Origin of the sequence: Thermoactinomyces mirandus (assembly GCF_013868055.1) — a bacterium.
GTDB classification, from domain to species: Bacteria; Bacillota; Bacilli; order Thermoactinomycetales; family Thermoactinomycetaceae; genus Thermoactinomyces; species Thermoactinomyces mirandus.
In genome coordinates this window covers 1-14917 of record NZ_JACEOL010000057.1, presented here as the reverse complement: position 1 = coordinate 14917, position 14917 = coordinate 1, and the positions used below count along the sequence as shown (strand labels likewise).

Annotated in this window: 10 protein-coding genes; all 10 read left to right on the top strand. The window is 45.1% G+C overall.

Annotated elements, in window-relative coordinates:
- Positions 1 to 267 precede the first annotated feature (267 nt).
- Entirely contained in the window at positions 268 to 528 is a 261-nt protein-coding gene (locus H2C83_RS15085) for a hypothetical protein (RefSeq protein ID WP_181742025.1), read from the top strand.
- Between the two features lie 113 nt (positions 529 to 641).
- Positions 642 to 785 carry a hypothetical protein gene (locus H2C83_RS17470; protein WP_220184210.1) on the top strand — a complete coding sequence of 48 codons (144 nt, stop codon included), beginning with the start codon at positions 642 to 644 and terminating at the stop codon, positions 783 to 785.
- A 358-nt stretch (positions 786 to 1143) separates the two neighbouring features.
- Entirely contained in the window at positions 1144 to 3708 is a 2565-nt protein-coding gene (locus tag H2C83_RS15080) for an ATP-dependent helicase (protein WP_181742024.1), read from the top strand.
- On the top strand, positions 3709 to 4536 hold the full coding sequence (locus tag H2C83_RS15075) for a PD-(D/E)XK nuclease family protein (RefSeq protein ID WP_181742023.1): 828 nt from the start codon (positions 3709 to 3711) through the stop codon (positions 4534 to 4536).
- A gap of 2 nt (positions 4537 to 4538) precedes the next feature.
- Complete coding sequence (brxF, locus tag H2C83_RS15070) at positions 4539 to 5048, top strand: BREX-3 system P-loop-containing protein BrxF (protein ID WP_181742022.1); 510 nt, start codon at positions 4539 to 4541, stop codon at positions 5046 to 5048.
- Positions 5049 to 5066: 18 nt separating this feature from the next.
- Entirely contained in the window at positions 5067 to 8744 is a 3678-nt protein-coding gene (locus tag H2C83_RS15065) for a DUF6079 family protein (protein WP_181742021.1), read from the top strand.
- Between the two features lie 2 nt (positions 8745 to 8746).
- A complete protein-coding gene (locus tag H2C83_RS15060) occupies positions 8747 to 11533 on the top strand; it encodes a DNA methyltransferase (protein WP_220184208.1) in 2787 nt (928 codons plus the stop codon).
- 17 nt (positions 11534 to 11550) lie between these two features.
- A complete protein-coding gene (gene pglZ / locus H2C83_RS15055; protein WP_181742020.1) occupies positions 11551 to 13512 on the top strand; it encodes a BREX-3 system phosphatase PglZ in 1962 nt (653 codons plus the stop codon).
- 10 nt (positions 13513 to 13522) lie between these two features.
- Positions 13523 to 14260 carry a hypothetical protein gene (locus H2C83_RS15050; protein WP_181742019.1) on the top strand — a complete coding sequence of 246 codons (738 nt, stop codon included), beginning with the start codon at positions 13523 to 13525 and terminating at the stop codon, positions 14258 to 14260.
- A 458-nt stretch (positions 14261 to 14718) separates the two neighbouring features.
- Positions 14719 to 14917, top strand: a 199-nt coding sequence (locus H2C83_RS15045; protein ID WP_181742018.1) for a hypothetical protein, incomplete at its 3' end; no start/stop codon positions are given.

The window sequence follows — 14917 nt, the reverse complement described above, 5'->3', positions numbered from 1 at the left end:
AACTTAATTTATTGAGGGAGTTGTAGTGATGAGTAAGCTAACCGATTATTGCCAATTTGAACACGCTTGGGCTGTTTTTGAGATCACGGGACTTGATAATCAAATAGAACGTATCCTATCGGTTTTAGAGATTCCATTTAGTCGGGAGGAAGTAGAGAAAAAATTTGAAGAAGCTTGGGAGGAAGCTGAGAGGAAATTTGTAGAAGAGTCTGAAGATGAATTTGTAGATTTTGTAATTTCTCATCCAGAGGATAAAAATATTTTTTATTGTATCATATTGATGTCAGGGTTCACGACTATGATTATGTCATCATCCGAGGCAAGAAAGAGAAGAAAAAAGAGATTCAAAAAGTGTTTGTCGAAGAATGGATGCAGACTTCCGGAAGTGGACAATATCCGGAAGGATTTGATATTGATGAATACTTTTGTGATATGATTGAAAAGAAAGTTAGCAGAATCGGTGGAATAATAAAAAGAAAACAGTATGACTTGCAATGGTTTGGCATCAATGAGGATAAAGAGGATTAAGGGGATATCTTAAGATAAATGATATTTGGACAGGAATATGCAAAGTTAATCCCTGTCTTTTTTTTATTAATCAACATCCGCACGAAGTGGTTGGCTAAGAGCAAGAAAAATTCTTGGCTATTGTCAGAACAAAAGGAGTGGACAGAGCCACGAAATTGTCCAAAGGAAGCAAAGTCGTGCAAAGTGCCCGTCTCCATCTCACCGACCGCCTGCTCCGGTACAAAAGTTCTTCAGCAAAGATGGCTGGAAAAATATGACCGACTACTACTTACCTATTGTGAAATTCGTTTAGAAGATTGGTATGGATTGTTCTTTTGCATCCCATCAATCCACTGACAGCGATTTGAAGGCTATGAGTTGCCATTGCTTTAGGGGAAGGACAGGTTTATAAATCCAGATTCATCCTGGATGGGGAGAGTTCAGTTTGAAATAATTTTTCAGAAATAAATGATTCCGGATAAAATGAGACTTATTTCTTCTTTATTTTGCAAGATTTTGCACATAAAAATATTATTGTTTTCGAATAGATTTACTGAACAGTTAAAATTATTTAGGTCAGCAAAGATTTTAAAGGAGCTTGTTTGTTCAAGAGGAGCTTATTGGAGGAATTGGTTTATGAATCTGGATACGATGTTTGCCCAGTCGGGCTTTACGCCAAACCCACAACAGGAGAGGGCAATCAAACATTTGAGCAATCCGCTGTTTCTCATTGCTGGCCCCGGATCGGGCAAAACACGGGTGCTGTTATGGCGAACGGTCAATCTGCTTGTCTTTCAAAAGATAGATCCAAAGCGGATTTTTTTGTCCACTTTTACGGAGAAAGCGGCCAAACAGCTTAGGGACGGACTGGAAACGATTTTGGGGCAGGTAACCAACCAGACAGGGCGAAGGTTTAACCTTTCAAAAATGTATATTGGAACGGTACATTCCCTGTGTCAGCGAATGCTTGGAGACCGGCGTTTTGTTCCGGACCGTTCGCGCCAGCAGATCCCGTCCCTGCTTGATGAACTGGACCAGTATTTCCTGCTTCATCACTATCGCTTCTGGGAAGAGTTTTTATCCGAAATCGGGATGGAACGCGAACAGTTTCTGGAGGAACAGAAAGATTTTTTCAAAAATGGTTCCAGGTCCCGTCATCAGGCAACAGTCTCCATGATCAGTCTGTTTAACCGCTGGTCCGAGGAAAATTTGCCGGTTGAGGAACTGCGGAAATTTTCTTCCTGTGATGCCTTTCTGGACAAACTGGTGACAATTTACCAGCTTTATTTGCAGAAACTCCGGGGTGGCAAACACCGGCAGGCAGATTTCTCACTGCTGCAGCAAGAAGCGCTGCAAATGCTGATGAATAACGACCGTGTCATTCATGAATTTGAACATATTATCATTGATGAGTATCAAGATACCAATGCTATTCAGGAAAAAATTTTCTTCCGGCTGGCTGAAGGGCACAAAAATATTTGTGTCGTTGGAGACGATGATCAGGCTTTGTATCGTTTCCGGGGCGCGACGGTGGAGAATTTTGTCCAGTTTCCACAGCGCTGCCAGGAATATTTACAGGTAAAACCGACAGAAATCAAACTAAGTGTCAACTATCGGTCGCGCAAAAAAATTGTTGACTTTTACACGGCTTTTATGGAGCAGGAAGACTGGGGGAGGGAGGATGGAAAAGGGTTTTACCGGCTGGCAGATAAGGGAATCAGGGCCAATAGCATTGACACTCGTGCCTCCGTTATTGCCTCCACAAACACAGATAATGAATCGATCGCGGAAGAAATCGCTTTACTTGTGAAAAAATTGCTGGATGAAAAAAAGGTGGCCGACCCCAATCAAATCGCCTTTTTGTTTTCTTCCCTGAAGGCAAGGCCGGTAGTGCTCATGAAACGGGCACTGGAGAAAATGGGGTTAAACGTCTACGCACCGCGCGCCACCCGTTTCTTCGAACTGGAAGAACCGATCGCGGTGATGGGGCTTTTTTTGTCCATCTTCGGAAAACCTCAAGATAACGGATATGCCGGAGACTATCAAAGGTTTCAGGAATGGATGGAACTGTGCTTAAAGAGGGCGGAAGAACTGATGAAAGAGGATCAGCATCTGGCCCGTTACATTTCCAAAAAAAGAATGGAAGTAGAGCAGACAGCAAAGGATTATCAGCTTTTAACCGGGAAAGTGGAAGAAGAAGGCTGGGACTTGCAGGGGCCTTACGATCCGGACATACATAAGCAGATATTGAAAGATACGGAGGGAATCAGCAAAGAAGCGAAAAAAGGGCTGGGAAGCTATGTTCTGGACCGGATTGCAAAACGGAAACTGGAAGAGAATGAACCATTCACCCTTCATTATATTGTGAACAGGGTTTCATCACTGGATTGGAGTGTGCTGGACTGCTTTTACCGTCTGTGCAGATTCAAGTATTTTCAGCAGATGTTTGAACTGGCGGAAAATGGAACCGATGAAGGTCCAATCTGGAATTTGTCGCAAATGACCAAATATCTGGCCCGATATATGGAACAGAATCAGGTGGTGATCTCCGGACGGTTGCTCGTGGAAAATCGGTTTGTGCAAAGTTTCTTTATGGGGTTTGTGTATTCCCTGTACCGGTTGGGAGAAACCGAACTGGAAAATGGCGACAATCCGTTTCCCAAAGGGCGCATCCCGTTTTTGACGATTCACCAGTCCAAAGGGCTGGAATTTCCCGTCGTAATCCTCGGCTCACTTAACTCCAAAAGAAGAACACAGCGGGTGGAGGAGATCGTCCGGCCCATGCTGAACAGAAACTCGGAACCGCTGGAGAAAGTGCCGGATTTCGACATGATGCGCATGTATTATGTCGCCCTTTCCCGTGCCGAAAACTTGCTTGTCATCGCCAATGCGCGCGGGCGTGGGATTTCCACATTTAAACCGTTTAAAGAGATGCTGGATAAAAAAACCCTCCGCATCCCGGATTTTGATCTTGCTACTTTGCCTGCTGTCATCATGAAGCAGGATGTTTTGCCCAGGATTTACTCATATACCTCTGATTTTTTGCTGTACCAGAAGTGCCCGCGCCAGTATATGGTCTTCCGTAAATATGGATTTGTGCCTTCGCGCTCGCAAACGATGTTTTTTGGGACGCTGGTGCATAAAACGATTGAGGATTTGCATAACAGACTGATTTCATTGAAGCGGGAGGTAAAGTTGTAGATGGATCAAAAGGAGGTCAGGCAATTTATCATTGACGCATTTGAAGAGAATTACGAGCTGATGCGCATGGAAGGCGGACACGCCATTACCGGGGAGGCAAAACAAAAGGCATTGGAACAGGTTCTGCTTTACTGGGAGAAGCTGCATGAACTGGCCGAACGGGTAACGGACACGGAAATACTGTTGACTCTACCGGAACAGCGCACTCCTGCGGGAAGGAAATATACGATTCAGGGAGTCGTCGATATTGTGGAGGAAAACGGGGAAACCGTCATGTATGATGTCAAGACCCATGACTGTGACACGGTAGCCGGAAATCCGGAACTTTACGAAGTCCAGCTTAACATTTACGCCTATATCTGGCAGACGCTCCGGCGACAAAGCCTCGACGGTGCGGGGATTATCGCCACAGGGCAGACGGAGGCCCTGAAAGAGGCCTTCCGTTCCAATCAGGAGGAAAAAATAATACAGGCGGTGGAAGAGTGGGACCCGGTCATCACGATTCCGCTGGATCCGGACCGGGTCGAGGCCACCATTTGCCGCTTTGGTGAAGTGGTCGACCGTATTGAGGACTGCAAGTTTCACCCTCCGGACTGGACAAAGCTGAAAGAACCGGTCACAGCCCGCAAGACCCTTCCCTTCGCCACCCATGTTTGCCGGAATTGCGATGTCCGTTTTTCATGCCGATCCTATCGAACCTATGCGCAAAACCAGACAGGAAAATCGGGACTCAAAATGGAAAAATTCCTGGATGACTATGGTAACGATGAAGAACAGCAGGAGTGGATGGATGGAAATCTGGAATCGGATCTGGACGGGTTGGAGTGACAATGATTGGAAAACGGTTTGAACAGGATAAATTGGCAGGAAAAGAGGTGTCAAAAATAAACACCCAAGTGGTTGAAGCAATTTTAACCAGTTTGAAAGAAATTACTCGCCATCGACATCAATTGATTTTCCTGGCCGGAGATTGCGGAAAATATGATTTTCGCACTTTAGCAGAAAAAATTGATGCGATATATCTCAATTTAAGTTTGGAATTAAGCCATATGCTGATGGAAATTCCGGTACATAAACGTCCTCGAAAAGTGGATATCTGTTTTCGTGAGATTCTCACCGGTTACTCTCAATCTCTTTTTTTATTGGATCATATAGACGTTCTCTTTGATTCTTCATTACAATTAAATCCAGGGGAACTTTTGGAAAATATGAGCCGGAAGGTTGTTTTTGTCATTCCCTGGTATGGACAAGTGACAGACAGTGAACTGATTTATGCAGATCCCGGACATCTGGAGCATGTTCGCATCCCAATCAACGAAGCCATGATCATTCAAATATAGAGAAAGGGAGAGGTCCATTTGTTATATCGCGATTTAATTCAGTTTGAGCCATTGGAATCGGTTGTGCAACTTCGCGAAGCGGATGACCGAGAGCGGGCTTATCAATTGTTGGATACCTATGTTATTTCTGAGCGGATGGCCGAGCAAATCAATGAACTCCTGATTGAACAATTGCAGCTGGAACGGTTTGTTGATAATAAAGGGATTTTAATCGTTGGCAATTATGGGACAGGTAAATCGCACTTGATGAGTGTCATCTCAACGATTGCTGAATTGGAGGGGGCCAGTGATCGTCTTTCCAACCCGCAAGTGTCAGCGAAAGCAAAAGAGATTGAAGGAAAATTCAAGGTGGTTCGTTCGGAAATTGGAACAACCAGGATGCCCCTTCGCGATTTTATTTGCGGTGAATTAACAGATCATCTTGAAAAAATGGGCATCGATTATCAGTTTCCTCCCATTGACCAGGTACGAAGTAACAAGGATAGCTTTATGGAGATGATGGGAGCGTTTAAAGAAGCTTATCCTGATCACGGCCTTCTCTTGGTTGTGGATGAACTGCTGGATTACCTGCGTACCCGCAAAGAACAGGATCTTTACCTGGATCTTGGTTTTTTGCGCGAAATCGGAGAGATTTGCAGCCTGACAGAGTTCCGCTTTATCGCCGGGATCCAGGAGATGCTGTTTGATAACCCCAAATTTCATTTTGTCGCCGACCAACTTCGCCGGGTCAAGGAACGGTTTGAACAGGTAAGCATTATCCGGGAGGATATTGCTTACGTTGCCTCCGAGCGCCTCCTGAAGAAAAATGAGCAGCAAAAAGCACTCATTCGTGAACATTTGCAACAGTTTACGAAGCTGTATGCGAAATTGAATGAAGAAATGGAACAATATGTGGAACTTTTCCCGATTCACCCTGCTTATTTGTCTACTTTTGAAAAAGTAATGGTTACGGAAAAACGGGTCGCTTTAAAAACGATCAGCAATGAGATCAAGAAGCTTTTGGATCAACCCGTCCCTGAAGATCGCCCTGGCCTGGTTTCTTATGACAGTTACTGGACTTATATCGAAGGCGATACATCTCTGAAAAGCAATCCGGATATCAAAAAGGTGATGAACCGGGTAAAAACTCTCAAAGATCGGGTTCAGCACTCCGGCATCAAGCCGATTTATCGCCCGATGGCAGAGCGAATTGTAAATGCTCTTGCTGTTTTTCGCCTGACTACGGATGATATATACATGAGGGTAGGATTAACCGCAGAAGAATTGCGGGATGGCCTGTTCCTGCATCTTCCGGTCATTTTGGATGATGAGGATGCGGCCGGCTTTTTGCGTACTACCATTGAAGCGGCCCTGAAAGAAATCATGAAAGCGGTAAGTTACCAATATATCTCCAAAAGTGAAGAGAACGGGCAATATTATCTGGATTTGGATAAAGACATCGATTTTGATGCACTGATTCAGCAAAAAGCCGAAATGTTGTCCGATGAACAATTGGATCGCTATTTCTTTGAGTTGTTTGGAATCGTTACCGAAAATTCGCGAGATCCTTACACGACCGGCTATCGCATTTGGCAATATGAACTGCCCTGGTATGATCGCAATGTAACCCGGCAAGGATATCTATTCTTTGGTGCGCCAAATGAGCGTTCGACGGCCCAGCCGGAACGGGATTTCTATATTTATATTCTGCAGCCGTTTGATCCTCCCCGCTTTCATGATGAGCAAAAGCCGGATGAAGTTTTCTTCAGGTTTGTGGGCAAAGACCAGGCATTTATTGACCGGTTGAAATTATATGGTGCCGCCAGAGAGATGAGTGCAATTGCGGAGAGCAGCCAGAAGAGGACCTATGAAGATAAAGCACGGACCTATCTCAAAGGCTGTACAAATTGGTTTATGGAAAACATGCCTACGGCCTTTAAAATGACCTATCAGGGCAAAACGAAAAAATTGGACGAGTGGAGCACGTTTGCCCATGCGAAAGAGTCCGTCAAGGAAATCATGGATGAAGCAGCCGCAGATTGTCTGGCTCCGTGGTTTCACGAGAAATATCCGGACTATCCTTCATTCAAAAAAGTAAACACCCCGATAACCTGTGAAAGTTTAAACGGATATGTCACCGAGGCGCTAAAAAACATTGCCAAACCGAAAACCAGGAATGGAAAAGCGATTTTAAGCGGCCTGGTTTTATTGGATAAACAGGAGAGGACACAACCCGGGGATTCGGGTTACGCGAAATGGATTCTGGATCTGTTGGCGCAAAAGGGCCCCGGGCAAGTTGTCAATCGAAGCGAGCTCATCAAACCTGTTTCCCGGCAGGGAACAGAGTTATTTCAGCAAACTGTGAAGTTCAGGATGGAACCTGAACTGTTGATCGTGGTTTTGGCTGCCCTGGTTTATAGTGGAGATATTGTAATGACCATTCATGGCGAGACCTATGATGCGATGAAGCTGGACGAACTGGTAAAATTGCCGCTCATGCAATTGCTTGATTTTCACTATATTAAAAAGCCGAGTGATCTTCCCGTTCGCGAGTGGGAAGCGGTATTTGACCTGCTTGAAGTAAATCCCAGCCTGCTGCGCACCGCGTTATCAGAGGGCATTGTTCAAGCCCATACCAAAGCACAGGCGCTTATTAGCGAAGTATTACAAATGAACCATGAGCTGGTCCGAGGAATCGTCTCATGGGATGGACAGGCCCTGGCTGCTTCTGATGACCGTAAGCAGCTGGACAGTTTGAAAAAGTTTCTGGAAGGATTGCAAAGGTTTGATACCCCTGCCAAAGCGAAGAATCTGAGATACTCGTTGGCTGAAATCGAAAAGCAAAAACAATCGGTTCAGCGCCTGAGAGAGCTGCAAATGCTGAAACGGAAAGTGCAGGAATGGAATCAGGTAGCCAACTATCTCCAGCACGCCCGAAATATATTGCCGGCAGATCACCCGTGGCAAGAACAAGTTCAAGAAGTACTGGGCGAAATGTCAATGGCGTTGACAGCAGGCAAAGATGGCAGGCAAGCATGGCAAAAAGCGGAACGCCTTAAAGAAGAGTACCAATCGATTTATTACGATCTTCATAGCCGGGTCCGTTTAAATGCCACAGAAGAAAACAGGAAGGTACAACTGCTTCAGGATCCGCGTTTTCAAGCGTTAAATCGACTGGGAACGGTTGAGATCTTCCCTGTCGGCAGCCTGGAAGCATGGACAAAAAAAATCCAATCGCTCAAGACCTGCTATGCATTGACGAAAGAACAACTGGAACACCAGGTAATCTGCCCATCGTGCCAGTTCCGTCCCGTGGCAGGCTTTGTGCCAAAAGACAATCTGGCCTTGTTGGAAGAAGAACTGGAAACATTGCTTGAGCAATGGACCGATTTATTGGTCCGGAACCTGAATGCGGAGGAAGTCAGGCAAAATATTGAATTGCTGGCAAGAGAGCAACAGGATCTCATTCATACATTCTTGTCCCGGAAAGAATTGCCATTGCCGATCGATCCCCGCTTCCTTAAAGCGGTCAAAGAACTGTTGCAAGGAATTGAGCGGATCAAAATACCAGTTTCCCAAGTGATACAGATGATGGGGGATGGAAGCCCGCTTACTCTGCCCGAACTAAAGAAAAACTTTGAACAATTGCTTGCTGATTATGTGGGAGCGGAGCCTGCATCCAATGTGCGGATTATGTTAGCCAAAGAGGAGGAATAACCTTGCATCAACAAGCATCTTTGTTTAATAGCCAGAAAAAAGAAGGTCCCGTTACATGTCTGGGCAGGACCTTTGCCAATGATGAAGCCCGTCGCGCATATTTTACGGAAGAACTGCGCAAACAACTGCCTGAACTGAGAAAAATGGAGGGGTTCCCGATTGGCGAGGATGAGGATATCCTCGCCCTCTCCGATCCGCCTTATTATACGGCGTGCCCCAATCCGTTTATTCATGAGATCATGAAAGAATGGGAAGCAGAAAAGAAAAGTCTTTATGGCGAAGAGGAAGAGTACCACCGCGAGCCTTTTGCCGCCGATGTGAAGGAAGGAAAAAATGATCCGATCTATAACGCTCACTCTTACCATACCAAAGTGCCGCACAAAGCGATTATGCGCTATATTTTGCACTATACCAATCCGGGGGATATCGTGTTTGACGGCTTTGCCGGGACGGGTATGACGGGTGTAGCCGCCCAGCTGTGCGGAGACCGTGCCGTGGTGGAGAGCCTGGGGTATCAGGTGTGGGAAGATGGCACCATTTTGAATGAAGAAGGGAAACCGTTTTCCAGGCTGGGTGCAAGAAAAGCGGTATTAAACGATCTCTCCCCGGCGGCTACGTTTATTGCCTATAACTACAACACCCCGGTAGATGTTGAAGCATTCCGCCAGGAAGCAGAGCGGATTTTGGAGGAAGTGGACAAAGAATGCGGGTGGATGTATGAAACCCGGCATGTAATTGACGGAGTGCCCCAGGTTGACGCTGAGGGAAATCCAGTCATGGGGCGGATCAACTACACCGTCTGGAGCGATGTGTTCATTTGTCCGGAGTGCAGTGAGGAACTGGTGTTCTGGGAAGTGGCCGTGGATCAGGAAAAAGGAAAAGTTCATGATTCCTTTTTATGCCCGAATTGTAAAGCGCAATTAACGAAAAAAAGGTGTGAGCGGGCTTGGGTTAGCCGTTATGACCCGGAGTTGGACGAAACGGTGAAACAGGCGAAACAAGTGCCGGTTTTGATAAATTATACGTATCAGAAAAAGCGGTTTGAAAAGAAACCGGATTCTTTTGATCTGGATTTAATCCGCAAAATCGAAGAAAGTGAAATTTCTTATTGGGTTCCTATAGAAAAGCTGCCAAATGGTTATAACACTCAACAGCCAATAAAATCGCATGGAACAACCCATGTTCATCATTTTTATACAAAAAGGAATTTATATTTATTGTCTGTTGTATATGATAAAATCAATAAATCAAATATTAGCTTATTAAAAATCTGGCTAACCTCCTCTATGATTCGCACAACAAAATTATATAAGTTTACTTTAGATAGAAAAATGGGGACAGTTAGTGGAACTTATTATATTCCATCATTATGGACTGAGAATTCATCTGCAAAGTTACTTGATCGAAAATTAAGGGACTTTTGTAAAGTTGGTTTTCCGTCAAATTATTCTTTGATTAGCACTAATTCTACAACACAACTACAACATGCTGATAATTCACTTGATTATATCTTTTTAGACCCGCCTTTTGGGGCAAACCTAATGTATTCTGAACTAAACTTTCTTTGGGAAGCCTGGTTAAAAGTTTTTACAAATAATGGACCAGAAGCGGTTGAAAACAGCATGCAGGGTAAAACCATCGACGATTACCGCAAACTGATGACCGAATGTTTTCAGGAAGCGTATCGGGTGCTTAAGCCGGGCCGCTGGATGACAGTGGAGTTCTCCAACTCGAAAGCCAGTGTCTGGAATACGATTCAGCAAGCACTTCAAGAAGCGGACTTTATTATCGCCCATGTAGCGGCATTGGACAAAAAGCAGGGCAGCTTCAAGGCGGTGACCACAACGACGGCGGTAAAACAGGACCTGGTTATCTCCGCCTATAAGCCCACCGAACAGATGGCTCACAATCTGACCAATGCTGCGGGTTCCGCCGAATCGGCATGGCAGTTTGTGAAAGGGCATTTGGCGCAATTGGCTACCTTTATCGGCAAAAAAGGGGAGGCGGTAGTCGATATAGAACGGACACCGCGTATTTTGTTTGACCGCATGGTGGCTTACCATGTGCAAAATGGCTACCCGGTTCCGCTCTCTTCTGCCGAGTTTCAAGCGCAAACCATGGAACGTTTTCCCATGCGCGACGGGATGGTCTTCCTGGATACGCAAGTCGCGGAGTACGATAAAAAACGGATTCTGGTGAAAGAATTTACGCAACTGAACTTGTTTGTTTCCGATGAAACGAGTGCCATCGAATGGCTGCGGCAACAGTTAATGAAAAAACCGCAAACAAGGCAAGATTTACACCCAGAATTCACAAAGCAAATACAGCATCTTGCAAAACATGAAAAGACTTTTGAGTTAGATGAACTATTAAAACAAAACTTCCTCTGCTATGAAGGGGAGGGGGAGATTCCGGATCAAATCCAAAGTTATCTGAATCGCAATTATCCCGATTTGCGACCCTTGGCGAAAGATGATCCCATACGGGTTGAAAAAGCGCGGAACCGCTGGTACGTTCCTGATCCCAATAAACAGGCCGATTTGGAAAAATTGCGGGAGAAAGCCTTGTTGCGGGAGTTTAACAGATATGAGGAAGAGTTGGGCAAAAGCAGGAAGAAATTGAAAGTATTCCGCACGGAAGCGGTGCGGGCCGGCTTTAAGAAAGCATGGAGCGAGAAAGATTATGAGACAATTGTGCAAGTGGGAGAACGGTTACCGGAGAAAGTAATCAATGAAGACGATAAACTGCTGATGTATTTTAACAATGCCCAAATCCGGCTGGGGCTGTAAGGAAGGGGACAGCGATCATGACCTGGAGAGATGAAGTTCTCAAGTATTTTGCTGATCCGCTTCCCGCCGTAATGATCATTTCCGATCCGGATCGCTTGCTGCAGGAGAAAAAGATTCTCGATCAGTTGCTTGAAAAAAATCTGGAAATTGTCGCCTTTGAAGATTCAATCCGTTTCCGTTATTTGTTTGAGGCCACCTATCGCGACCGCTTGAAAAAGGGGAACTTTTGTCTCGTTGTCCATGTAACGGAGGAATGGGTTCACCATGTCCCTTATTTCCTGTACCAGCATGGGGAGATCGTTGAGCTCCGGCTTGCGGACCTGTTTCCCAGGCTGAATCTCCCCGTGCTTAAACAGTTAACCTTTGAACAAATCGATGCCTTGGATGCTGTCTATGGACAGGTTCAAGGCACTCTTTCCTTTGCGGAGACGTGTGATTTTCTTCTCAGGAAGCTGTTTAAAGGAAGCGGTTATGAAGAAATTGAGACAAAAGACCACCTGATGGAGTTTTTGTTCAGAAAATATATTGAAGGGATTGTTTATCCTGATGCGCTGGTCGTTTATCTTGTGAAACGCTTAAAAGAGCGGCCGGCCTTGTCAGACCTGCCGCTGACGGAGTTGGTTTCATCTGATTCCTGTTTTTATCAATATGTGCAAAAAGAGTGGGAGCAGTTGGTTAAACGTAAATCGAAAGACCCTCAATTTGTGAAAGAAACAGCTCCCGACAACCCGTATTCCTATTTTTACCTTCCCGGTGTGAAGGCAGTTTTGGATAACCTGTTTCTTGAAGGAAAATTAACTCGTTTAAGCGGGATCAATGCCAGGTTCCTTCCAAAATGGATGCAAGTCGGGGTTGCAAGCAAAACCGGCTCCAAGCAAAAAGAAGAACAGCTGGCTTATTTCACCGGGAAATTAAAAGCGCTGCTGCAAGAGGAGCTTACTTACAAGAATTGGCTGAACATTGCTCAAGTCTATGGGGAATGGAAGCATGCTTCGCTGGCTTTAGGCGCTACGTTTAATGATGAGCTCGATTCACAAGCAAAACAGCTGGAAAAACAGATTGACGACCAATTTCAAGACTGGATATGCAGCTATTACCAGAGCATGATCCGGTTGCCGTATGTTCCTTTTCCGGTGATGGTTCATCACATTCCCCATTATCTGCAAATGAAAAAGAAGAAAAAGAAAGTTGCTCTTGTCGTGTTGGATGGTATGAGTTTTGTCCAATGGGCGCAAATAAAACAACCCTTGTCGGTCCGGTATCAGTTGGAAGAGCGGGGAGTCTTTGCCTGGGTGCCAACGATTACTTCTGTCTCCCGCCAGGCGATTTTTGCCGGAGAGCCCCCGTTTTATTTTGCAGACTCCTTGTTTACCACGCAAAAAGAAGAAGCAAGGTGGAAAAGTTTTTGGGAAAACCAGAGAGTTTCCAGGTTACATGTGACTTTTGAAAAAGGGTTGGGACAAGGGAAATATGACCGCACACAAATTACAGCCTTTAAAAAGCCAACCGTTTTGAGAGCTGGCCTTGTCATTGATACAATCGATCAGCTGATGCATGGGGCCATTCAAGGAATGCCGGGGATGTATGAAGAATTATCTCTTTGGTTAAAAAACAGGTACTTGGAGCAGTTATTGGATGACTTGTTGCAATCTGGTTTTGACGTATATATTACTTCTGATCATGGCAATAAAGAAAGCATCGGGATCGGGAAAATATCGGAAGGGGTATTGGCCAAGACACGGGGTGAACGGGTTCGCATCTATGAGAAGAAATTGCTTCGGGACCGGGCCAGTGAGCAGTTTCCTTCCATTGGCTGGAATGATGTGGCACTCCCGGAAAATTGCCATGTCCTATTGGCAAAAAACGATCAAGCCTTTATTATAAAAGATCAGATAGTGATTAGCCACGGCGGAATCAGCCTGGAAGAAGTCATCGTGCCCTTTGTGCGTGTGGCTTGGAAAAAGAATGATGAACAATGAGGGATCATGGGTGAAAAAAGCAGTTGGTTTTGATCAGAAAATTATGTTGCATCACTTGGATTTTACAGCAAATGCAGCTAGAACCACTGAAATAAAGGAAATGTATGAAAAACTTCATACCTGTTTGGCTGCCGATATTTACGGGGAAATGTCGAGAAAACATGCGATCACCATGCTGATGAAAATCTGGGTTCGCGTCGATGAAGAGCATAAGGAGATCCAGAAACAGGCACTCAAACTTTTTCCCACGCTTACTTCAAAAGAACGGATTTTGCTTCATTATGGCATGACACTGCTCGCTTATCCCTTTTTTAAGGATGTCGTAACCGAGATCGGAGTCTTAAGCCGTATCCAGGACCAAGTACCAAGCTCCCAGATTTATCGGCGGATCAAAGCCATGTATGGCGATCGGCGCCGGGTGGAAGTGGCTGTCAGCGCCGTACTGACAAGCCTGCGCTTTTGGGGTGTTATTGATTCCCGGAAAACGGGGATTGAACCGGCTTTGCCCAAGTTGGAAGTCACTTCACCGATGCTTAAAAGGTGGCTCGTTCAGGTCATTGTAAAAGCCGCCGGTCAGAAGGTAATGCCTTTAGATTTGATTCGGGAGCAGCCGATGCTTTTTCCATTTCATTATTGGATTGAAATGGCTGATCTTTCCAAAGAACAATTTGAAGTAAACCGGCAAGGACTGGACATGATTGTCGTAGGATTGCGTAGTGGCAAAGTTTATGAAAAATATGTTTTATAATTTGGGAACAGAGGATAACAGGCATATTTCCAGGTTAAGAAAGAAGTTCTAAAGAGTCATTCCAGGATTATTCAGAACTTCTTTTTTTTATAGTCGCGTGATGGCAGAGTCAGTCGTAATGGAATGAAAGCGGTGGTTAAGGTGAAGAAGAATGGGGTCTTTAATTTGCATTCTGTTACCCATTATATTTTCTAGAATAAAAATTGTACATAGTAGACAAAATTGAATGAAAATATATTATAAAATGGAATATATAATTTCACCTTCTGAGAGGAGCTTCAACAGACGGATATGGGGAAAGTTCCCAGGCATTTTATGATTCTTTTTTTCTTGGCATGGGTTGGACTGAGTTGCTTGTTTCCTGCAGAAGTTTTTGCGGACAGAGGCTTTCAGGTTCCGGAGATACAGGAAGATTTCGGGCGTATGACCGGATCCCTGAACCTCAAGAGAATACAGAGTTGATCCAGCAAAATACACAGGAAGAAACCGGAACCTGGGACTGGATCACTGAACCCGTAGCTCAGGGTTGGAAGTGGGCGGAGGAAAAGATTGCTGCCGCCTGGAATTGGATGAAAGAAACGGCATCAGATGCCTGGGATGGGATTGTCGGTGTCATCTCCAGGATCGCTGATGTCGTCGTGGATGCCCTTTCGGCTG